Raw genomic sequence first — 21,619 nt, 5'->3', positions numbered from 1 at the left:
GTTGCGAGGGTGTTCAGGTCGTTCGTCACACATCGACATTGGACGCCCTCGCGCTCTGTCCGCAGGCCATCCCTTGGACTCATTCATCTAGGCGCTCAAGGGGGTCGAAGGGGCACAGCCCCTGGTTGGGATGGGACGGGTAGGGGCGGCGGGGGCGAGAACACCCCCAGGCCAGCCAGCAAGCCCCGGCGCAGCCGACCCCTCAGCCGGCTCAGGCAGCCAGATCCCGCTCCTCCGCGGAAGCCCCACCCACCCGAGCCCCGGGAATCACCGCACGCCCCCCGTCCCGCCCCCGAGCCCGCACGACCCACCCCACCCGAGGCGACCGCTCCACCGCCTTCGTCAACGGCGTCAGCAGAGCCATGGCGAGCGGTGACAGCAGCAACACGACAGCGGTCCCCAACGCGAACCCACCGATCACGTCGGTCGGATAGTGCACCCCCATGTACACCCGGATGAACCCGCCCAGCAGCCCGATCACCAGCCCGACCATCCCGAACTTCCGGTTGGCGACGAACAACCCCACCGCCATGGCCATGATCAGCGTCGCGTGATCGCTCACGAACGAGTAGTCGGTCTTGCCGGAGACCAGCACCTCCAGCCCCTCATGATCGAGAAAGGGCCGAGGCCGCTCCACGAACCCGCGTATCGGCACGTTCACCAGCACGGCGACCCCGGCGGCGAGCGGCGCCCACACCAACGCGGCCACGGACGAGGCGGCATCCTCCCCGCCCCGCTTCCGCACCCCCCACCAGCACCAAACGATCAGCAGCACCATCGCGAAGAGCAGCCCGTACTCACCCACGAACTCCATGACCCGGTCGAGCCAGGTGGGCGCGTCCTTCGCGAGTCCGTTGATCTCGTACAGCAGCTCGACGTCGGGATTCGATCCGGATTCAGCGGCGATTGCGGCATGCGCGGCGAGTCCAGCCATCGTGCTGCGGCCCTTTCGTCATCGTTCTCGCGACCGCACCCTTACGTGCGCCGCGCTCTGCCACCCCCGTGGTGTACGTAGTGCTTCCGCGTGAGCGTCAACGGGCTACGTCAATCAGGAACGCACACTCCCCTTCAATGCGTTCCACCCTCCACCGAATGATCACGCAGACGTTATCGAAGAGAGACACATCTCTGCAGCTCAGGGCAGGGGTTCACAGGCAATTACGGCGCTGTCAGACCGTTGTGGGCAATGCTTTCGCGCCATCTTCGGTGACCCGGGTGGCACCGAAGTAGTCGGGGGTGTCAATCGGGTCGAAACGGATGACGGCCCCCGTGCGCGGAGCGTCGATCATATATCCGCCCCCGACATAAATTCCGACGTGCCGAATGGCGCGGGAGTTGGTGAGGTCGTCGGAGAAGAACACCAGATCCCCGGGCAGCAGCTCGTCCCGCGAGGGATGCGGACCGGCGTTGTACTGATCGTTGGCGACCCGCGGCAGCGTGATCCCCACGGTCTTGTACGCGGCCTGCGTCAGCCCCGAGCAGTCGAAGCGTCCGCCCTGCTCAGCGGTACCGGTGCCACCCCACAGATACAGCGTCCCGAGCTTCTTCTGCGCGTACGCGATGGCCCCGGCCGCCTGCTCGCTCGGATCGACCCGCGACGTGGGCGCGGCGAAACTCTCCGACAGCGTGGTGATCGTCTTGACGTAGTTCTGCGTCTCCTTGTACGGCGGCACGCCCCCGTATTTGATGACGGCGTACGCCCCCGCGTTGTAGGAAGCGAGCATGTTCGCCGTCGGATCACCGGGTACGTCCTTCACGTACTTCGCGAGCGAGCAGTCGTACGAGGCGGCCGACGGAATCGCGTCATTCGGGTCCCAGACGTCACGATCCCCGTCCCCGTCCCCGTCGAGCCCGTGCGTGGCCCAGGTCCCCGGGATGAACTGCGCGATCCCCTGCGCGGCGGCGGGGCTCTGCGCCTTCGGATTGAACCCGCTCTCCTGGTACAGCTGTGCGGCCAGCAACGCCGGATTGATGGCGTCGCACAGATTGCCCCACTTCTGCACGAGCGTCTGATATGCGGCGGGCACGGCCCCCTTGGCCAGTCCGACGGACTTCCCGCCGATGCCGCCCGCGAGGTTCCCGGCGACCATGTAGACACCCACGACCAGCAGCAACACGAAGCTGAGCCCAACGCTGCCGGCAGCGATCACCACGATCCACGCCTTACGCACCGTCAACCGCCCCTCACCGCGCGCCAGTCCGCCGACGGCAAGTGTAGAGCGGGCCCCGCCCCGGCGGAATGATCACTCGGCGGCCCCGCAGTCGACCCACAGCAGCTTCCCACCCTGTGAGACGCCGAGGTCCCGCAACACGGACACACCCCGGCCCTCGGCGCATGCGCGTACGAGCTGGAGCCCACGCCCGCGTTCCGCTTCGAGGTCTACGGGCCCGGCGTCCTCCTCGAACCCCACCGGCACCCGCCAGTCGCGGTCCCACACCCCCACCCGCAGCCTCCCGCCGATCTCCAGCACCCGCAGGGCGTACTCCTGCGCGGTGTGGCGATGAGCGTTGGTGAGCAGCTCGGCGGCCAACAGTTCGGCAGTGGGGGCGAGTTCGGAGAGGTCATGGGCGGCGAGCACGGCCCGCAGGGTGGCCCGCCCGACGCCGGGGGACCGGGGATCACGGGGGAGGCTCAGGGTGTAGTTCCAGGACGGGGATACGGTTGCCATGGAAGTCTCCGATTACTGAGGGGAGTTGGTTGGATACGGCTCCTGAGCCCTAAAGTAGCGAGACAGAGTTAATACATTCACTGATTCTCGGCAATTTCGTTCACTGCCACCCGTGTGGGTGACCAGCGGCGGCAAGGAGGTCGACAGCCCCGTGAGGACCAACCCGACGGGCAGACAACTCCGCTTCGGCGCAGAGCTGCGCAAACTCCGGGAGCGAGCGAGCCTGAGCGCCACTGAGGCCGGTCAACTCCTGGGTATCAAGCAGACGCAGGTCAGCAACATGGAGGCCGGCCGAGTGGGAGTGAGCCCCGAGCGCCTGCGCACGATCGCCTGCCACTACGGCTGCTCCGACAAGGCCCTGGTCGAGGCGATGGCGGCCATGACGTCGGACCGGAAGCGAGGCTGGTGGGAGGCGTACCGCGAGCTGCTCCCGACGCCGCTGGTCGACCTGGCCGAACTGGAGCACCACGCCAAGTCGTTGCGCGACGCCATCACAGCCCGCATCCCCGGCCTGCTCCAGACCCGCGAGTACGCCCTTGAGATCTTCCGCCAAGCGGTCACCGAACTCTCACCGCCCGACATCGAGCACCGGCTCTCGTTCCGCATCAAGCGGCAGGCGATTCTCTTCCGCGAGGACGACCCGACTCCGTACGAGGCGGTCATCCACGAGGCCGCCCTGCGCATGCGGGTCGGGGGTCCCACGGTTGCCCGACAGCAGTTGCAGCACCTGCTCGACATGAGCGACCGAGCCCACATCACCCTGCGCGCGATCACCTTCGACGCCGGTGCCTACCCGGGTTCCGGGCAGTCGATCCACTACGCCTTCGCCCACGTGCCACAGCTGGACACCGTCTATCTCGACCAGTCCCACGGCCTCGCGTTTCTCGACGCCGAGGCGCAGTTGCACAAGTACCGCACGCTGTTCGACCGGATCGAAGCCGTCACGCTCGCTCCCGAGAAGACCCGAGACCTCATCCACAACGTGATGCGAGAGCTGTGAAGGGAACGCCCATGACCCCGCGCTGGCAGAAGTCCTCGTACTGCTCCGAGGGCGCCTCCTGCGTCCACATATCCACCGGCCCCACCACCATCCGCATAACCGAATCCGCCGACCCCGCCCAAGCCACCCTCACCACCACCCCCTCCTCTTTCCGAGCCCTCCTCCACGTACTCAAACTCGACAAGGAACCCACCCGTGTCTGACATCCCCCCGGACCTCGACTGGATCCGCGCCGCCCCCGAGGACGCGACCGGACCCGGCCCCTGGATCGAGCTCGCCTTCGGGGAGGGGCAGGGCGAGGACGACCCCGAGGCCCCCGTCTACATCCGCGAGACCAGCGCCCCGGACAACGTCGTGACGACGAACCGCCGGAAGTGGGACGCGTTCGTACTGGGCGTACAGGCAGGGGAGTTCGACCACTTCGTGGAGGGTGTGGAAGGTTTCGAGCCGACGAAGAAGTAGGCCGGGGCGTTGTCGGTGGGGCGTGCCAGTATCTCGGTATGAAGGTCAACGTCCCGTTTCCGACGCAGCCGCACACGTCGACGGTGTACGTCGACTGGGTCAGAGCCCACGACCCGGCCGGCGAGCCGATCGCGCTGGACGCGCTGGAGGCGGTGCGTGCGCAGATCCGGGTGGCGTACGAGAAGCCGGGCCGTTTCCTGACGGGCATGGAGCGGCAGGCGAGTCGGCTGCCGGCGCCGCATCTGCCGTGGTTCTGGGACATGGTGGGGCACCGTCTGAGCGGCTGGAGCGTCCGGTACGCGGGGAAGGCGTTCGCGCTGGCGCGGAAGGCGGAGCGGGAGCATGCGCTGCCGGTGGACGGGGAGTGGTACCGGGCGAACGTACGGCTGTTCGCGGGTCTCGGGGCACTGCCGGTCAAGGAGTTGACGGATCATCAGCGCCGGCTGGCCGACGAGCTGAGCGCGGCGGAGGCGCACGCCGAGTACACGCGGGTGCTGACGGCGTGGGCGGCGTCGCCGGGCGAGTTGCCGGCGACGCTGGCCGGGCGGGTGCGGGCGTCCGCGAAGGCGGCGGGGCTGGGCCGGGACGAGGACGCGCGGGTGCTGGCGGCGGTGGTGGGCGGGGCCCGGGGGAAGGCCGTGCCGGATGCCCTGTTGGACGCGGTCGCGGGGCTGCTGGCGGAGTTCCCGCAGGACGACGACGTGAACGCCGCGCTGGTGGACGTGTTCCCGGACGCGCGGGGCGACGCGGCGGCCTGGCTGCGGCTGCTGCTGCGCTCGGGCGCGGCGGAGGCGGTGGTGACCGGGCGGGTGACTCCGGAGGGCGGGGTCGCCGGGTGGCTGGGGCAGTACACACGGATGTACCGGCACGCGCGCGTGGCGGGCGGGGGTGTGAGGTCGCAGCAGCTGCCGCCGGAACTGTTCGAACTGGTGACATTGTTCGCGCCCCGGCTGCGCGCGGCCGGGGCGCCCGTGCGGCTGCACGAGGACCGCTATCAGTGGCCGGAGCTGGACGCCGATCTGCTGGACGCCTGTCTCGCGGAGGGGGTCGCGGTCGAGGATCCGGGCGACTCGATCCGGCTGAAGTTCTGGGGCGGCAAATCGCGGCGGGACCTCACCGCCCTGGCGGACGACCCGGTCTTCGGGCCCCGGCTGGAGGGCACGGTCCACGCCGGGCTGCGCGGCGGCGGCTCGGCGATCACCCGGCTGCCGGAGAACGCGGGCATCGCCGCCGAGGTGCACACCAGGATCGAGAAGCTGATCGGTGAGTTGCGGGGCGGAGGGATCGCGGCGGCCGACGAGGCGGTGGACGAGCTGGCAGCGCTCCTCGACCGCCCGACGGCGACGGCCCTGGACGGCGTCGAGGAAGCCCTGGCCGCACTGGACCTGACCGGCCCGCTGACCCGCGCCCTCACCGCCGGGCTGCCGGAGGAGCTGTGCTGGCCGGCGCTGGAGGCGGTCCTGGCCGAGTTCGGCGACGCCGCCGGACCCGACGACGTACGCGGCGGCGTCCGGGGCGTCACCTGCACATGGCCCGTGCTGACCGTCTACGGCGACGACCGGGCCGTGGCCGTGGACCACGCGGGCCGGCGCGGCTCCTGCGCTTTCACACTCCCCGACGGCACGACGAGTCACAGCGTGCACTTCGCGGGCGGCCGGTTCCTGGTGAGCTCGACCACCCTGAGCCGCACCGTGCTCGCGCGCTTCGGTGAGCAGGCCTTCTGGACCGACCGGCCCGAGGAGGTGTTCGAGCCGGAGCAGCGGATCGGACTGCGCCCGTACGACGGGATCATCGACGGCGGCTTCGGCTTCCAGTTCGCGAGCCCGGACAGCGGAGCCGGGCCCGGCCGCCACGACGGGGACCGGGTGCTGCGGCCTGGCGACCGTACCGGCATCGGCAGCCGCGAACTCCACATGAGCGACGGCGAGCGGTTCTGGAGCGCCGACGCCTACCGCGACAACTGGCAGCGCGTCGACCCCACGAGCGGCGCACGGACCGGCGACCGCGCCCTGCCCGAGTTCCACCGCGACGCCGAAGTGCCCCCGGGCCGAGCCATGTTCATGGACTCGCTCACCCTGGCCGCCCTGCCCGAGGACGCCCCGCCGTCGCCGCTGGGCCAGGACGGCCGGCTGACCGGCTGCCACGTCCTGTACCGCACGCCGTACGCGGGCCCCTCCCCCACCGACTTCCTGCTGCGGTCCGTCGACGGCCGTGAGGGACGGTTCGTCAGCACCCGGCCCGGACGCCAGCCGTGGGGCATCCTCCGGCTCCCCGCCGACGGCGAGGACGCGGTGCTGGTGGACCCGGGCAACGTACGGGTCCACGCCGTGTCCGACGGCTCCCTCCTGTGGGAGGCACACGGCTTCCCGGCCAGCGACCGGCACCTGGGCCGCCGCAAGCCCCCGGCCCACAGCGTCGGCCCGCTGCCCCCGCCCGCGTACTGGCACTTCCTCACCCCCCGCGACGAGTCCGGGTCCAAGGCCCTGCGCTCGGTCACCTCCGACGTCGTACGCGCGCTGCTCGACGCGGCCCACGACGCGACGCCCCGGGCCGTACGCGCCGAACTGGCCCGTCTGCTGCCCGAGGTGACCGAACCGCGGATCGCGGACGGGGTGGTGCGAGTCGCGCTGCTCGCCGCCGAGGTGCTCCGGCGGCGTGAGGACCTGTCCCGGCGCGTGGCCATCATGCGGTCGGGCCCGGTGGTGACACTCCCGGCCGAGATCCCCGACACCACGCTGTCCCCCGCCCTGTACGGCCTGCTGCCCGAACTCCGCGCCTACGAGGCCCACGTGCCCGGCCCCCGCCCCGCCACCCTCATCGCGGTCGCGGCGGACGGCCGGTATCTGCGCGGCGAGATCGACGACGAGACCCGACGGCTGGCGCTGCCCGCGGAACCGCTGGAGTGGGCCGCGCTGCTCGGCCGTATCGACGCGGCGGCCTGGCGTGCCGTGGTGGACACCACCTCCGACGAGGAACGGACGGCCCTTGCGGCGCTGCTCCGCACCTGGAGCGCCCAGCCGTTCGCCGAGCGGGGAGGGCGGTGGCGTACCGGCCGCGCACCGGTGGCGACACCGGCCGCGTCCCGCGCCGCCGGGCAGGTCATCGCCTCGGTCGGCGAACGCGGCGGCACGGCACGGTTCGTCCAGTGGGCCGATGATCCGGCCCCGGTCCGTACGGCGCCCGAGACCGATGCGATCGAGGGGGAGGACGACGAGACGTTCACCGTCGAGCGGGACGACACCGCCCGCCTGCCCGCCTTGCTGGACCTGGTGGCGAGCCGGGGCCCGCTGCCCGTCACCGCGCGAGCCGTCGAGGTCTTCTCCCGGCGCACGGGGGTGCGCGGCACGATCGCGACGCTGGTCCTGGCCGGCCTGCCCCGACGGCAGCGGTACGACGACGACTGGAAGATGCTGCGCTCGAAGCCGTACAGGGCGACCAAGCCCGTCGCCGACGAGTACCACGCCTTCTGGTACCGGCTCGGCCCGGCGGGACGGCGTGCGGTGCTCGCGGCGGGCATGCCGGAGGACCCGGCCGAATTGTGGACGGATGGCGGGACGGTCGCGGCCGCGGAGCGTATGGCCGAGGTGTGGGTCGCCCTGCTCGGCGCCACGGCGTACGTGGACGACGGCCTGGCCGACGCGCTGGAAGCCGACCTGGGGCTCACCGGCCCCTGGGCCCGTGCCCTCACCACGGACGAGGCGCCCCCCGCCGGAACCGATGGGGGCCCGCACGGATTCGTCCTGGTCGGCAGCGTCAGCGGCGGACTCAGTCTCCACCAGGCGTGCCCCGACGGAACGGCGGGCGACCGGGTGTCCCGCTCCGACCTCCCGGACCAGCAGCTGCTGTCCGTCGTGGCCTGGGCCCTCACCGAGCGCCCGGTCGGCGACCCCGCCACCGCGGGCGCCGTCGCGCTGTACGGCCGGCTGCGCACACTCCTGGACGCCCCCGGCACGCTCGTCCCCCTGGGCCGGCACCGGGCGCTCGCCGCGGCGGCGGCCGACACCCCGGGCTTCGTACCCTACGAGGGGGCGGTGCTGCCCTGCCCCCATCCCCTGCGGGAGAACGTGACCGAGACGTCCACGGCGTACGACGACGGCCTCTTCGTGGTCGCCGTCCCCCACGGCGACGTCTTCCTGCGGTCGTCCGCGCTCGCCGATCCGGACCGGCTGGAGCGGGCGGAACGCCTGTGCGACGAACTGGCCCTGTCCTGGCTTCTGGGCGAGATCCGTGCGCTACAGGAGCTGCGCGTCGGCGGGCTCCTCCGGATGACGGAGCGGGTGTCCACGACCCCGGTCCCGCCGGGCGGCCACGAGCTGAACCCGGCCCTGAGCACCCCCGGCCTCGTCGCCGAGGCCGCCGCGTCCCTGGGCGTCGGCACCGACGCCGCCACGCTGTACCTTCAGCTCCTCGCCCTCGCCCGCCCCACCGACCAGAACGTCCGCCGCTGGAACGGCTGGACGCCCGCCCGGCACAGAACCGCGCAGGCAGAGCTGTCGGCCGTGGGGGTGGTGGAGAACGACAAGCGCCCCCGAGCAGGGCGCACGGTGTTCGTCCCGGGCCCGTGGACCGACCTCAAGGCGCCCCATCTCCCCCTGGAGACCGCCAAACTGGCCGCCCACCACGCACCGTCCGCCACGGCGACCCACCTGCACGGCCCGTTCACCCGCCTGCTGCCGCCGGTACCACCGCACGAGCTGTTCGCCGGCGCTTGGGCCGAGTCGCACATCCGAGGACGGGGGAAGTGACCGGGGGCGGACGCCCGAGGGAAGACGACAGAAGGACCTCTCCGAGCCGGAGCCGCCCCACGGACAATGCCTCAGGTCGGAAACTCGCCCAACCAGCCATGTTCGAGGAGGTACTTGGGCAAGTACTCCGACTCGACCTCCACCGAAATCCCGCCGTCATGGGCGAGGCAGGCCAACGCAAGGGGACCGAGGGCCAGAAACCCCTCGGTGCGATCGGCACGGTCCTCGTCGGCCGTCCAGTACCTCTTGTGCAGTTCGACGGCCTCCACCAGAGCCTCGTTGAAGCCCTCCTGGTCCTGCCGCACGAAACGGTGGAAGAGGTTGATCGGCGGATAGAGCACGTGCTGCACCAGGTCCCGGGGAGCCACCGAGATCGCGTCGGGGTGTGAGGCTTCGAGCGTGGCGGTCAGCTTCTCCACCAGGCCCGGACGCCGCAGCCAGTACGTCTGCAGAGTGTCGACCCAGCGATAGACGTACTCGTCGTACTCTCCGTCGGGCGAGCGCAGGCGGTCGAGCGGAATCTCACAGAGCTGCGTCATCCGCTTCTGCTCGCGGCAGACGACGGCCAGCCAGAACGCCGTCAGCCAGTTGCCCGCATCGGCGTACGCCTGCGGACCGGCAGCCGGGATGTGCCGTACCTCGCGGTCGATCCGGCATTCGACCACGCCTTCCGTCGCCGCGGTCACGGCGAACATCGCCGACCCGAGCTGCATCGCGGAGACACTCGCCTCCCACGTCTCCAGTTCCGCGGCCTGCGGATCGATCACGCAGCGAGCCTGAAGGTGAAGGAGCGCCGTACCGAACGTGAAGTCGATCATGCCGACCGAACGCTCAAGTCTCCCGACACCCCTGGCGACATCTTCTGCCAGCCCTTGAGCGAAGGCCTCACCCTCCGCCCCGGGCGCACCATGCCTGGCAATGGTCACGGTCACGGATTGCTCCTCATGGCGATGTCGAACTTCCTCACACGGTAGCCAGCGTACTGACCGGCATTCTTCTCTCCCTTGACCACGACGTAGTCCAGTTTGCCGTCGTCCAGGGCCTCTGCCAGCTCGGCTGCCAGCCTCCGCTCGGAGGGATTCTTCCTGCCGCGTTCCTGCATCTCACGAATGATGTCCAGGAAGTACTCCCTGGTCCCCTGCGAGACCCGCTTTCCGCTCGGCAGGTTCCGGGCACCCAATTCGGTCGTGGACGTGCTCTTGGCCTCGACGACGACATACCGGTCGCCGTCCTTCCAGACCTGATCGAACTGGTCGTTCCCGTTCTTGGGCCCGGACAGCGGCTGCCGCACCGCGCCCGGGTGTTCGGCCGCGATGAAATGGTGCTCCGCCACGGACTCGCCGAATTTCTCCGCGGCGACACCCATGTAGTTGTGCTGGTCCTTGTAGGCGCCCTTGCTCTCTCCCCAGAGACCACGCGCCTCGTCGGTCAGGTCCCGTCTGTAGACCGCCTCGGCCCCGTCCCGCAGGCTCTGCATCAACTGGTCGCTCCTGACGGCGAGATGACGCTCCAGCGCCACCTCGTCCAACGTCCTGAGCATGTCGGGGGTCGTCTTGTGACCACGCCCCTGCTTCTCCCAGTCGCCCAGGTAGTGGGGCTTGATCGGCTCGGGGGCGTCCGTGACGCGTATCCATGGATGGTTCGGCGACTCCCGGGTGAGCTGCGGCGGAGTGAAGTCGCTCTCGTCGAAGCGGTCGAGACGCACACGGTTACCATTGATCTTGTAGTACTTCTCGAAGTAGCCAGGCTCATGATTGGCCCGGTACACCTGGATCTCCGCGATCTGATCATCGGTGAGCGACCCACGAGGCCCGTACGGGTCATCCCCCTCCCGCATGAAACTGGGCCGCTCGGCCGCAGGGCGCCCGCCGGGGCCGTCGCCGTCCGGCCTCGCCGCCGCGCCCGCCCCATCTCCCGACGGGTCGTCCCCGGCACGCCCCGCGTCATCCAGCCCGTCGTCACGAGCCCGCCCGAGGTCGTCCAGGCCACCACCACCGGAGCCGCCCGAGCCACCGCGCCCAAGTGGCGGATCCTCGCCGCTACGACCCCCGACGCCGCCCGGATTGTCGCCCCCGCGCCCCCCGACAGCCGCCGAGTCGCCCCCACGGCCACCCACCGCCGCGGTGTCCCCCACCCGCGTGCCGGCCCCGGCCCCCACGAGGTTGCGCTCGTCGACAGCCCTCGGTGTCCCGCTCTCCCCCGCCCGCTGCTCCGCCGTCCCCTCGTGCCGGATCCCGTCCAGCGACTCCCGTACGGTCCCGTCGGCGTTGTGCATCACCAGCGTCTTGGTGTCGAGGTAGACGACCGCGCCTTCGGGGGTCGTCATCCGGACGGAGTTCTCGGGGGTGAGCCCGGCGGGAAGGTCGTCGGTGATGTTCGGCACGTCGGCGATGCGGTAGGTGCCCTCGCCGAGCCTGATGTGCGTGCCGTTCGTGATCCCCCGCAGGCCGGCCATCACGTCACTGATCCTGACGGCGGCCCCGCCGACCCCCTTCGCGATGTACGTCATCGGGTCGACGATCCGCCCCGCCTTCCCCGCGAAGGAGATGGCCTTCGCGATCGCACCCGCCTTGCCGGTCCCGGCGACCGCCCCGCCCGCACCCCCCGTGAAGACCGTGGTCAGGACGTTGAAGGTGACCGCCCCGGCCGCCCGCGACGGGTTCTTGCCCCACTCGTCGTACGCGATCAGCGCCTTGCCGGTCTCCACGACCGCCGTACGGGAGTCACGCAGCCAGGAGGGGAGCTTGTCGTCGGGTGCCAGCCAGTACGCGGCGCCGACGACCGGTACGGCCGTGATCACAATGCCCGTCAGAAGCTTGCCCAGCCCCGTCCACGCCTGGCCGGCCGCGTCCCAGCCGTCCACGCCCACCAGCGTGCCGAGCCCCCGGATCGTCCCCCACACGCCGTCGACGAAGAAGCCGACGGTGAAGTCCCAGGCGTGCTCGTGGATGTAGTACCAGGGGTTGGACTCCTCGACCACGTCCCCCCACGGCAGCCCGCCGGCGTGGTCGAGATCCTCGGCACGGTAGCCGTACATGTTCTCTTTGTTCGAGCCGTCGTTGACGACGAGCGGCTCGCCCCCGACCAGTGCGACGATCTTGTTGTGACAGGCCAGTTCGGCGGCCTGGAAGGCCGCCCACGCCGCGTTCACCGCGTTGCGGCGGCCCGTGTTCTCGTCGATGAGGTCGCCGTCCGCGACCCAGTCGTCGTCGTCCGCGACGCGCCGTTCGAACGCCGCCGCCTCCTCGCGGAGCGAGTTGAGCCGGTCGACCAGGGGCCGGACCTCGGCCGCGTAGTCGAGCAGCGCCTTGGAGACCGTGCTCAGTTCGGTCTGCAGATCACTGCCGGCCGCCGCGACCGGCGCGGTCGTCGCGAAGAGCTGGTCGGCCTCGGGCGCCTTGTAGAAAGGTTCCAGCAGGTTGAAGTTGGCGTCGATCAGCAGACCCGCCGCACCGACCGCCATCCCGTCGAACGCGATGTCCCCCGCGTCCGTCTCCAGCTGCTCCAGATTGCCCGTGAACTCCGGTATCTCGGCCGAGACAACGGGCCTGTCCTCGCTCACGCCTACCCCCGTGGACGCCCTCGCAGATTCGTTACATCAACTCGGCTCCCCACCCCCGCGCCTGACGCTTGGACAAAAAGGGGCACCCAGTCGATCATTTGTACCAAAGTTGCGATCGCGATCCCATGCAGTTCTGGCCAAAGCTCGGCCCCGCCGGGACACCGGGCCCCCACACACGACCCTTACGTCCACATCAGGCACACTCGAACCCCGGAGAACACCGGATCGACAGAACAGACCCGACACCCCGTCAGAAGCGGGGCCGGGCAAGCCCCCAGAGGCGACGAAAGGGGAATAACGACGGAACCACACCACAGGTTCCGTTTCATCCTCGTTGCCCGGCGTGACCTGCCGTGATACACAGAGTGACGATACGACCCTTCGTTTACCGTTCCGCACCCCCCGTTAGGGGCCCACGCGGGCCGGCGGCAAGGGATCCGTACGAAAACCGCCAATCAATGACGCCAAGTCGACATACGTCAGCGTCATTGTCGGCGAGAATGGGCCCGACCTCTGCGCACCCGCGCGGAGGCGTGCGGAGCGGACGCCGAGGCGCACGCCCCGCACAACCACCGAAGACAACAGAACTACCCATTAGGGGCGGTGACTTACATGTTCGTTGCGGCCGACAAGGGCGACATCACCACCATCATCGGCGGAATCGCCCCGGACTGGGGGCCTTTCGGCAGCCTGGGCAACGAGGCACGCGTGATGATCGAGGTCGTGATGGCGGTCGCCATCCTCCTCTGCCTCGGCATCGCGATCTGGGGCGCGGCCAAACAGCGCATCGGCGCGACCGCCCTGCGCGACACCTTCAGCGCCGAACAGGGCAAGGGCCTCATCATCGCCGGCCTCACCGGCGTCTTCATCATCGGCTCCCTGGGCACCCTCTTCACCATCGTGTACGGCATGGCCGTGTAGCGCGGCGGCCCGCCCTCGTCCCGGCCGGGCCGCCGGCCACGCCCAGTTCCCCCTCCCACCCCACCCGTCCGTCGTGCCCACCGGCTGAGGTTGCGTTTCCCTGATGTCGAGTCTCCACACCGCGCCCGCGCGGGAACCAGCGCGGCTACCGTCGTACTGCTACGCCTTTCCGTACGACGTCGAAGTTGAAGGGGCGACTGCGGCATGAGTCTCGGCGACGAGCAGGGGTACGGCGACTCCTCACGCTCCGGTGACGACGCGTACGGGGGATACGCCGGCACCGGCCAGACCCGAACCCGCCTCCCCGAAGGCGGCGGCGACCCCTACGGCGGCGCCCCCCGCCGCCCCCGCTCCTCCTCCAGAAGCCTCGTCACCATCGTCGGCGTCGTCGTCCTCCTCATCGCCGCGATCGCCTTCGCGAACCGAGGCGGCGACAGCGGCGGCGACGGCGCAGAAGGCTCCGACAGGGCTGAGGCTGCCCCTACGGCGGCTTCCGGTGAGCAACCGGTCAAGTCGAAGTCAGCAGGGATTCCCACCGGCTATGCACAGAACGCTCAGGGAGCGGAGAGCGCGGCGGCGAACTACGCGATTGCGCTGGGCTCGGCCGACATGTTCAACACCGAGCGGCGGCACGAGATCGTCAACGCCGTTTACGCCCCCAACGTCGCGGCCAACCGTCAGGGCAAGCTCGACGATGTGTATGCCGACGAGAATTTCTTGGCCAACATCGGCCTGAGCAAAGATGGCTCAGCGCCGAGCGGCCAAACGTTCATCTCGCGTGTCATCCCGGTGGGCACCAAGATCGCATCCTCCAGCGACAGCGCCGCCTCTGTCGAACTCTGGTACACCTCGCTTTTCGGCCTCTCCGGCGAAAGCTCCACAAATCCGGTGACCGAAAGCTGGTTCACGACCACGTACGAACTGCACTGGGTCGGCGGCGACTGGAAGGTCACCGACTTCACTCAGAAGGACGGCCCCGTCCCGGTCGGGCGGGACCAGAAGGCCTCCACCGCCGAGGACATGACCAAGGCCGTCCAGGAGTACGGAGGGTTCACGTATGCCCGTTAAGCACAGCGCGCTTAAGGTCGCTGCCGCTGTCACGGCCGTTCAGGCCACCACGGTGCTGCTGGCCACCCGTGCCTTCGCTGCCCCCACGCCCACACCCAGCCCTTCTGACAGCAACAACCCCTGTGACCTCATCCGCGGCCCGGCTCAGGACTACTGCGAACGCGGAGCCGGCGAAAAAGGCGACACCAGCACCCTCCCCAACGGCGTAACCACCACCCTCGACCCCCTCTCCTCCCTCGCCCAAGGCTGCGCCGACGCCGCCTCCTGGACCATCGACAAACTCTCCGCCGCGGTCAACGACACCGCGAACGTCGACTTCACGAACCCCAAGTTCCTGCAGCAGTACGCCGTCGTCTTCGCGGCGTCGACCATCCTCACCCTGGTCCTGTGGCTGCTCGCGGTCGCGAAGCGCGCCGTGCGGGGCGTCCCCCTCACCACGGCCCTCTCGGAAGCCGTCGGCTTCCTCTGGCTGACCGTCCTCGCCTCCGCCTTCACCCCCCTGATCCTCTACACCGTCGTATCGGCCACCGACGGCGTCACCGACGTCCTCGCCAAAGCCACCGGCGACCAGACGGACACCTTCTTCGGCACCTTCTCCGGCGCCCTGAAGAAGGGCGAGGACATCGGCGGCGGCCCGATCATGCTGATCGTGGTCTCCCTCGTCTCCATCCTCGCCGCCGGCGTCCTCTGGCTGGAGCTGGTCATCCGCGCCGCCCTGCTCTACGTCGGCGCACTCCTCGGCACGGTCGTCTACGCCGGCCTGGTCGACAAGAACCTCTGGGGCCACGTCCGCCGCTGGGCGGGCATCATGATCGCGGTCATCCTCATCAAACCGGTGATCGTGATCGTCCTCGGCCTCGCCGGCGCGCTGTCCGCGGACGACGGCCCCAACGCCTTCTCCGCCGTCGTCTCCGGCCTCGCCATCATCCTCCTCGCCATCTTCGCCTCGGCGATGATCTACCGCTTCGTCCCCGGCTTCGGCGACGAGATCGCGGGCTCCCGCAACAACCGCATCATGCGCGGCGCCGAGAACAAGGCCGCCGCCGTGATCAGCTCCCCGGCCAGCCTCGTCGCCCAGGGCATCAAGACCCACAGCTCCCGGGCCGACAACAACGGCGGTGGGAACAACACCCCCCGCCCCGCCAACCCCGCATCCGGCGGCGTGGCCGCCCACAGCTCGCGCCCCGCGGGCGGAGGCGGCGGAAATCTCCCCGCCGCACCCCCGCCCCGCACGAGCCCGGTCAACACCCCCCACGCCGGCAACACCCGCAACAGCAACCGCACGGGAGGTGAAGGGCGTTGACGACTGATTCCCACGCGGCCCATATGTCCCATCCGGTCACGCCCCGCCGTACCTATCTGATCGGCCGCGCCCGGCCGAACGCCATCATCGGCCGGAACCGCGAGTCCGGCGAGATCGCGCTCATCATCGCGGGCGCGTTCCTCGGCATGATGTGCGGCCTCCTCGTCCCCGTTCTCGTCCCCCGCATCGCCCTGCTCACCGGCTTCCCGATGCTCGCGCTGGCCGCGGTCTACGTGCCGTACAAGCGCCGGACGTTCTACAAGTGGTTCGAGATCAACCGCAGTTACAAGCGCAGCCTGCGCCGCGGCACGGCGTACCGCTCCACCAACATGGAGGCCGGCACCCGACTCGACGGCCGCGAGGTGGAGGTCGGACCCCCGCCGGGCATCGGCCGCATCACCTGGCTGGCCGCCCCCTTCGGCCCCGACGAGATCGCCGTCCTCCTGCACGCCGACCGCCGGACCGTCACCGCCGCCATCGAGATCGAGGGCCCCGGCGTCGGCCTGCGCGACTCCGAGGACCAGGAAGCCCTCGTCGACCGCTTCGGCACCCTCCTCAAGCACGTGGCCAACGGCGACGGCTTCGTCACCCGGCTCCAGATGCTCGCGCGCACCCTGCCCGCCGACCCGGACGCCCACGCCAAGGACGTCTCCCAGCGCGGCGACGACCGCGCCCCGGGCTGGCTCCAGCAGTCGTACGACCAACTCCAGTCCATGGTCTCCACCAGCAGCGAACAGCACCGCGCGTACCTCGTCGCCTGCATGCACTACTCCCGCGAACTCGCCGCCGAGGGCCACGCCATGGCCCGCGCCGCCCGCCCGCAGGGCCGCAAGCTCGACAAGGACGCCGGCCTCGCCGTCGTCATGGCCCGCGAACTGACGGACATCTGCTCGCGCCTCCAGGAGGCCGACATCCGCGTACGGCAGCCGCTCGGCCAGGGCCGCCTCGCCTCCCTCATCCACTCCATGTACGACCCGGACCACCCCATCGACCACATCCAGGCCATGACCAAGCGCAACGCCTGGCCGGCCGAACTCGACGCGATGGAACCGGACTACCTCCAGGCCAAGACCCGCGAGTCCTCCACCCGCGCCCCCTGGTGCCACGCCACGGCCTGGGTGAAGGAATGGCCGATGACCCCGGTCGGCGTCAACTTCCTCGCGCCCCTCCTGGTCCACACCCCGGACGTCATCCGCACGGTCGCCGTCACCATGGACCTGGAACCGACCGAGGTCGCCATCGAACGCATGCTCACGGAGAAGACCAACGACGAGGCGGAGGCGTCCCGCGCCGCCAAGATGAACCGCACCGTCGACCCCCGTGACGTGGCCTCCCACTCCCGCCTCGACCAGCGCGGCGAAGACCTCGCCAGCGGCGCGGCCGGCGTCAACCTCGTCGGCTGGATCACCGTCTCCTCCCGCTCCCCGGAGGCCCTGGCTCGCGACAAGCGGACGATAAGGGCCTCGGCCGGCAAGTCGTACCTCAAGCTGGAGTGGTGCGACCGCGAACACCACCGGGCCTTCGTCAACACGCTCCCGTTCGCCACCGGAATCCGAAGGTAGGGCTGCCGCGATGCGGGATCACCCGACCCAACCGCACCTGGAGGTGAAGCGCTGATGCGAGACCCCATGTCCGCCCTCACGGACGCCTTCACGTCCTTCCTCTTCGGCAAGGTCGAGACGACCCGCCTCCCCGTGCGCACCTCCACGGGCCAGGCCCAGGCCGTGTACCTCCCGACCGCCGCCCCCGGCCTCGGCGACTCCGGCGTGATCATCGGCCGCGAGGTCTACTCCGGGAAGGGCTACATCTACGACCCCTTCCAGCTCTACGGCCAGCAGCTCCCCGCCCCGCACTGGCTCGTCCTCGGCGAGTCCGGCAACGGCAAATCGGCCCTGGAGAAGACGTACGTCCTGCGCCAGCTGCGCTTCCGCGACCGCCAGGTCGTCGTCCTCGACGCCCAGGGCGAGGACGGCGTCGGCGAATGGAACCTCATCGCGGAGGAGCTGGGCATAACTCCCATCCGCCTGGACCCGACCGCCGCCCTCGACATGGGCATCCGCCTCAACCCCCTCGACCCCTCGATCACCACGACGGGCCAGCTCGCGCTGCTCCGCACGATCATCGAGGTCGCGATGGGCCACGGCCTGGACGAACGCTCCGGCTTCGCCCTCAAGGTCGCGCACGCCTACGTCAACGAGACCATCGTCGAACGCCAGCCGGTCCTCACCGACATCGTCGAGCAGCTCCGCCACCCCGAGCCGGAGTCCGCGGAGGCGATGAACGTCGCCATAGACGACGTACGGGCCTGGGGCCTGGACGTGGCCCTGGTCCTGGACCGCCTGGTCGACGGTGACCTGCGCGGCATGTTCGACGGCCCCACCACCGTGGGCATCGACCTCGACGCGCCCCTCATCGTCTTCGACCTGTCCCACATCGACCGCAACTCCATCGCCATGCCCATCCTCATGGCGATCGTCGGTGTCTGGCTGGAGCACACCTGGATCCGCCCCGACCGGAAGAAGCGCATCTTCCTGGTCGAGGAGGCCTGGCACATCATCAACAGCCCCTTCGTCGCCCAGCTCTTCCAGCGACTGCTGAAGTTCGGCCGACGGCTCGGCCTGTCCTTCGTCGCGGTCGTCCACCACCTGTCGGACGTCGTCGACGGCGCGGCGGCGAAGGAGGCGTCGGCGATCCTCAAGATGGCCTCGACACGGACGATCTACGCCCAGAAGGCGGACGAGGCGAGAGCGACCGGCCGCGTACTGGGCCTGCCCCGCTGGGCGGTGGAGATCATCCCCACCCTCACCCCGGGCATCGCCGTCTGGGACGTCAACGGCAACGTCCAGGTGGTCAAACACCTGATCACCGAGACCGAACGCCCCCTGGTCTTCACCGACCGCGCGATGACCGAATCGTCCGCCGACCACCTGCATGACGAGGACGACGCCCTGCGCGCCGCCGAACTGGAGGCGGAGGAACGGGCGGCCGCGTTCGTCGAACACCGGCTGAGCGAGATCGACGGCTACGGCTCCTCCGAGTCGACGGTGGCATAGGCGCCACCGGTACCAGCGCAAACGGACACAGTCGGGCCAGGGCAGGGTGACAGCGTGAACGGCGGCATGCGATGAGACCGGACGACGGACGCCCTCAGCAGGGCACAGGCGGCATCCCCGACGGGCTGCTGATCGCCCTCCTCGGCTTCCTGGTGGGCCTGACCCTGCTGGTCTGGTCGGCCACCGGCCTGGCCGGCCTCTTCGCCCACGGCGCCTGGCCCGACGCCGTCACCTTCGGCCGCACCCCCCTCGCCGTACGCAACCTGGTCTCCGCCCCCCAGGACCTCGCCGCCGCCTGGCCCGACACCCCCGCCGACCAGCTCTCCGGCTACGGCCTCTTCTGGGGCCTCGTCATCAGCCAGCTCATGGTCCTCCTCGTCCTGACCGTCTTCACGATGGGCACCCTGGCCCGCTGGAGGGCCGTACGGGCCCGGGAGAGGGAAACCCGGCACCACCGACCGGCGGACGCCCCGACGGCGGCACCCACCGCCTCCCCCGGTCACGTCACACCGCCCGTGCACGCCCCCGTGGAACAGACGACCCCGGCCCAGCCCCACGGCGCCGGCCCGGACCACCACGCGGCTCCGACGTCCCACACCGACTTCCCCACCACGCCCTCGACGCCCGCTCCACCGGCCTCACCGGCCGAGGCCGACGTGCCGACCAGCCCGCTTCCCCCCATCCCCGTGCCCTCGACAACGGGCGCCCCGCACAACGGCGGCTGGACGCACACGATCCCCCCGGTCGTCCTGGGCACCGCCGACTCCCGCCGGCCCGCCGCCGTCCAAGCCGTACGGGACGCCGAAGGCCCCGCCCTGGTGGTCACCTCCGACCCCACACTCTGGTCGGAGACCAAGGACGCCCGCGGCAAGCTGGGCCCGGTCCTCCTCTACGACCCCGCCCACCGCTGCGACACCCCGGCCCGCCTCCACTGGTCCCCCGTCACCGGCTGCGAGGACAAGCCGACAGCGGCGGCCAGGGCGACCGCCCTGCTCGCCGCCATCCGCCCCACCGCCAAGATCGACCGGGCGATGGCGGACACGGCGGAAACCCTCCTGCGCAGCTACCTCCACGCCGCCGCGATAGACAACCGCACCATCCGCCATCTGCACCGCTGGGCCCAGGGCAGCAACGTCCAGGAAGCGGTACGCACCCTGCGCACGAACCAGAAGGCCGCCCCCGGCGCGGCGGGCGAACTGGAGTCGGCCCTCACCTCGCACCCCGAACGCCGCGACATCGCCCAGCAGTTGACGGCCCGCGCCCTCTCCGCCCTCTCCACGGTCAACGTCCGGGAATCCTGCACCCCGAACCGAGCCGACTCCCTCGCCCTGGATTCCTTCGTGCACGAGGGGGGAACGCTCTATGTGGTCGGCGACCCCATCGAGGACCCCAAGGCGAACCCTTCCGCCATGCCCCTTCTGACGGCCCTCGCCTCAAGCGTGGTCGAGCGCGGCCGGCGCATGGCCGAACGGTCATCCTCCGGCCGCCTCGACCCACCACTCACCCTGGTCCTGGACGACGTGGCAGCCGTGGCCCCACTCCCCCAGCTCCCCGCCCTGCTGACCTCCGGCCCCGACCAGGGCCTCCCCACCCTGGCCCTCCTCCGCTCCCGCGAACAGGCCAGATCCCGCTGGCCGAACCACGAACTCCCGCTGCCGTAGCGGCTGTTCGCAACCGACGCCAGAGTCTCTGTCACTCCGCGGGCCGCCCGTCCCCCGAGGGCACCGCGTACCCGGCGACGGACGGCCACCGCACGGTCAGCACGACCGACTCCTCCTCCGCGACCCAGGAATGATCCACGCCACGCCCCCACACCACGTAGTCGCCCTGGCGCTCCAGCACGACGCTACGACCGGGGAAATCGACCCGGAACCGGCCGCTGATCAGCACCTGGAGGGCGGTACGTTCCTCACCCCGGACCCACTGCGCACGCGTGTCGCCCCGCGGGTGGACCCCCCACTTGATCTCCACGGCCTCACTGCGGCGAGGATCCCCCTCCGCCTTGAAGTGCCCGAGCAGCCAGCCACGGTCCAGCGCCGCGTCCTTGCCCGCATTGCCCACATACACGCTGTCGTCCATGCCGCCGAACGCTAACACCAGCCCGCCCGACGCCCCCTATGCGGACGTCAGCACGTACTCCAGCTCCAGCCCCTCATCCCCCTGGACAGTCACCCCACTGTCCACGAAGCCGACCCGTCGATAGAACGCCGCGGCCCGCCCGTTCCCCTCGTTCACGAACAACCGCACCCGCTCCACCCCGACCCCCCGGGCCCAGTCCACGGCGGCCGCGAACATCGCCTCACCCACGCCCTGCCCGCGAAGCCCGTCCCGCACGAACACCCCCACCAGATGCGCCTGCCGCCGCTCGACGATCCCTCCGAAGAAGTCCCGCGCGCCGGCCTCCTCCACCAGTACGGTCACCGTCCCGGCCCATCCGCCGTCCTCGCCCTCCACAACGAACTGCTGCCGCTCCAGAGCACCCTCAGCAGCACTTTCGGTCCGCTCCTTCCAGAAGGCGTCCGGCCGCGCCGAGGCCTCTTCGTACGTCTCCAGGAACGCGAGATGCGCCACCGGATCCCGCAGCGCCGCCAACCGCAACTCCCGCACAGCCCGCCACTCATCGGCCCGAACGGCCCTCACCAGCAGATTCATGCGGGCCACGGTAGTACCGGGTCACCGCACGGCTCATCTGGTTTCTTGTCCGAGAGCGGTGAACGGTGAACGGTGAACGGTCCGGAAACGCAGAAAGGCCCACACCATAAGGTGTGGGCCTTTCTCAATATTTGTTCGGCGGCGTCCTACTCTCCCACAGGGTCCCCCCTGCAGTACCATCGGC

Annotated in this window: 17 protein-coding genes; 10 read left to right on the top strand and 7 right to left on the bottom strand. The window is 70.3% G+C overall.

Annotated elements, in window-relative coordinates; all coding sequences use genetic code 11:
• Window positions 1-211: 211 nt before the first annotated feature.
• The 3 genes from ACWCRJ_RS43470 to ACWCRJ_RS43460 form a co-directional block, all read right to left on the bottom strand.
• A complete protein-coding gene (locus ACWCRJ_RS43470; RefSeq protein ID WP_450944511.1) occupies window positions 212-934 on the bottom strand; it encodes a phosphatase PAP2 family protein in 723 nt (240 codons plus the stop codon).
• A 235-nt stretch (window positions 935-1,169) separates the two neighbouring features.
• A complete protein-coding gene (locus tag ACWCRJ_RS43465) occupies window positions 1,170-2,177 on the bottom strand; it encodes a C40 family peptidase (RefSeq protein WP_450944510.1) in 1,008 nt (335 codons plus the stop codon).
• A gap of 66 nt (window positions 2,178-2,243) precedes the next feature.
• Window positions 2,244-2,669, bottom strand: a complete 426-nt coding sequence (locus ACWCRJ_RS43460) for an ATP-binding protein (RefSeq protein WP_450944509.1) — start codon at window positions 2,667-2,669, stop codon at window positions 2,244-2,246.
• Window positions 2,670-2,820: 151 nt separating this feature from the next.
• On the opposite strand from ACWCRJ_RS43460, the gene ACWCRJ_RS43455 reads away from it, so the two are divergent.
• The 4 genes from ACWCRJ_RS43455 to ACWCRJ_RS43440 are packed head-to-tail and all read left to right on the top strand — an operon-like array spanning window position 2,821 to window position 8,876.
• Window positions 2,821-3,669, top strand: a complete 849-nt coding sequence (locus ACWCRJ_RS43455; RefSeq protein WP_450944513.1) for a helix-turn-helix domain-containing protein — start codon at window positions 2,821-2,823, stop codon at window positions 3,667-3,669.
• A gap of 11 nt (window positions 3,670-3,680) precedes the next feature.
• Window positions 3,681-3,872 carry a DUF397 domain-containing protein gene (locus ACWCRJ_RS43450; RefSeq protein WP_450944508.1) on the top strand — a complete coding sequence of 64 codons (192 nt, stop codon included), beginning with the start codon at window positions 3,681-3,683 and terminating at the stop codon, window positions 3,870-3,872.
• Entirely contained in the window at window positions 3,865-4,131 is a 267-nt protein-coding gene (locus ACWCRJ_RS43445) for a DUF397 domain-containing protein (RefSeq protein WP_450944507.1), read from the top strand. The genes ACWCRJ_RS43450 and ACWCRJ_RS43445 overlap by 8 nt, the downstream gene beginning before the upstream one ends.
• A gap of 38 nt (window positions 4,132-4,169) precedes the next feature.
• On the top strand, window positions 4,170-8,876 hold the full coding sequence (locus tag ACWCRJ_RS43440; RefSeq protein WP_450944506.1) for a hypothetical protein: 4,707 nt from the start codon (window positions 4,170-4,172) through the stop codon (window positions 8,874-8,876).
• Window positions 8,877-8,947: 71 nt separating this feature from the next.
• Here the strand turns inward: ACWCRJ_RS43440 and ACWCRJ_RS43435 are convergent, their stop codons facing one another.
• Both ACWCRJ_RS43435 and ACWCRJ_RS43430 read right to left on the bottom strand, forming a co-directional pair.
• Window positions 8,948-9,643: an immunity 49 family protein gene (locus ACWCRJ_RS43435; RefSeq protein ID WP_450944505.1), complete on the bottom strand. Its 696-nt coding sequence runs from the start codon at window positions 9,641-9,643 to the stop codon at window positions 8,948-8,950.
• 161 nt (window positions 9,644-9,804) lie between these two features.
• Window positions 9,805-12,438 (bottom strand): hypothetical protein, encoded by a 2,634-nt coding sequence (locus ACWCRJ_RS43430; RefSeq protein ID WP_450944504.1) that lies wholly within the window; start codon window positions 12,436-12,438, stop codon window positions 9,805-9,807.
• 612 nt (window positions 12,439-13,050) lie between these two features.
• Here ACWCRJ_RS43430 and ACWCRJ_RS43425 point away from each other — a divergent pair.
• From ACWCRJ_RS43425 to ACWCRJ_RS43400, 6 genes are all read left to right on the top strand, one after another.
• The gene (locus tag ACWCRJ_RS43425) at window positions 13,051-13,359 is read left to right on the top strand and encodes a hypothetical protein (RefSeq protein WP_013002563.1); all 309 of its coding nucleotides are present in this window, start codon (window positions 13,051-13,053) and stop codon (window positions 13,357-13,359) included.
• A gap of 204 nt (window positions 13,360-13,563) precedes the next feature.
• Entirely contained in the window at window positions 13,564-14,427 is an 864-nt protein-coding gene (locus ACWCRJ_RS43420; RefSeq protein ID WP_450944503.1) for a hypothetical protein, read from the top strand.
• Window positions 14,417-15,730 carry a hypothetical protein gene (locus ACWCRJ_RS43415; protein ID WP_450944502.1) on the top strand — a complete coding sequence of 438 codons (1,314 nt, stop codon included), beginning with the start codon at window positions 14,417-14,419 and terminating at the stop codon, window positions 15,728-15,730. Before ACWCRJ_RS43420 ends, ACWCRJ_RS43415 begins: the two co-directional genes overlap by 11 nt.
• Window positions 15,731-15,753: 23 nt before the next feature.
• A complete protein-coding gene (locus ACWCRJ_RS43410; protein WP_450944512.1) occupies window positions 15,754-17,292 on the top strand; it encodes an SCO6880 family protein in 1,539 nt (512 codons plus the stop codon).
• 54 nt (window positions 17,293-17,346) lie between these two features.
• Entirely contained in the window at window positions 17,347-18,783 is a 1,437-nt protein-coding gene (locus tag ACWCRJ_RS43405) for an ATP-binding protein (protein ID WP_450944501.1), read from the top strand.
• Window positions 18,784-18,854: 71 nt separating this feature from the next.
• Window positions 18,855-20,444 carry a type IV secretory system conjugative DNA transfer family protein gene (locus ACWCRJ_RS43400; RefSeq protein WP_450944500.1) on the top strand — a complete coding sequence of 530 codons (1,590 nt, stop codon included), beginning with the start codon at window positions 18,855-18,857 and terminating at the stop codon, window positions 20,442-20,444.
• Between the two features lie 31 nt (window positions 20,445-20,475).
• Here the strand turns inward: ACWCRJ_RS43400 and ACWCRJ_RS43395 are convergent, their stop codons facing one another.
• Together ACWCRJ_RS43395 and ACWCRJ_RS43390 are read right to left on the bottom strand one after the other, a co-directional pair.
• Complete coding sequence (locus tag ACWCRJ_RS43395) at window positions 20,476-20,862, bottom strand: signal peptidase I (RefSeq protein ID WP_450944499.1); 387 nt, start codon at window positions 20,860-20,862, stop codon at window positions 20,476-20,478.
• 36 nt (window positions 20,863-20,898) lie between these two features.
• Window positions 20,899-21,435, bottom strand: coding sequence for a GNAT family N-acetyltransferase (locus ACWCRJ_RS43390; protein ID WP_450944498.1), 537 nt, complete (start codon window positions 21,433-21,435; stop codon window positions 20,899-20,901).
• Between the last annotated feature and the right edge of the window lie 184 nt (window positions 21,436-21,619).

The organism is Streptomyces sp. NPDC002324 (assembly GCF_053593335.1).
The sequence above is the reverse complement of the archived record's forward strand: the minus strand, read 5'-3'. Positions and strand labels throughout refer to the sequence as shown.

Bases quoted from the DNA above. Each gene is read 5' to 3' on its own strand.
- ACWCRJ_RS43420 (WP_450944503.1), top strand. From the start codon at position 13,564: ATGAGTCTCGGCGACGAGCAGGGGTACGGCGACTCCTCACGCTCCGGT.
- ACWCRJ_RS43410 (WP_450944512.1), top strand. From the start codon at position 15,754: ATGTCCCATCCGGTCACGCCCCGCCGTACCTATCTGATCGGCCGCGCC.
- ACWCRJ_RS43400 (WP_450944500.1), top strand. From the start codon at position 18,855: ATGAGACCGGACGACGGACGCCCTCAGCAGGGCACAGGCGGCATCCCC.
- ACWCRJ_RS43405 (WP_450944501.1), top strand. From the start codon at position 17,347: ATGCGAGACCCCATGTCCGCCCTCACGGACGCCTTCACGTCCTTCCTC.
- ACWCRJ_RS43460 (WP_450944509.1), bottom strand. From the start codon at position 2,669: ATGGCAACCGTATCCCCGTCCTGGAACTACACCCTGAGCCTCCCCCGT.
- ACWCRJ_RS43390 (WP_450944498.1), bottom strand. From the start codon at position 21,435: ATGAATCTGCTGGTGAGGGCCGTTCGGGCCGATGAGTGGCGGGCTGTG.
- ACWCRJ_RS43415 (WP_450944502.1), top strand. From the start codon at position 14,417: ATGCCCGTTAAGCACAGCGCGCTTAAGGTCGCTGCCGCTGTCACGGCC.
- ACWCRJ_RS43440 (WP_450944506.1), top strand. From the start codon at position 4,170: ATGAAGGTCAACGTCCCGTTTCCGACGCAGCCGCACACGTCGACGGTG.
- ACWCRJ_RS43395 (WP_450944499.1), bottom strand. From the start codon at position 20,862: ATGGACGACAGCGTGTATGTGGGCAATGCGGGCAAGGACGCGGCGCTG.
- ACWCRJ_RS43470 (WP_450944511.1), bottom strand. From the start codon at position 934: ATGGCTGGACTCGCCGCGCATGCCGCAATCGCCGCTGAATCCGGATCG.
- ACWCRJ_RS43450 (WP_450944508.1), top strand. From the start codon at position 3,681: ATGACCCCGCGCTGGCAGAAGTCCTCGTACTGCTCCGAGGGCGCCTCC.
- ACWCRJ_RS43425 (WP_013002563.1), top strand. From the start codon at position 13,051: ATGTTCGTTGCGGCCGACAAGGGCGACATCACCACCATCATCGGCGGA.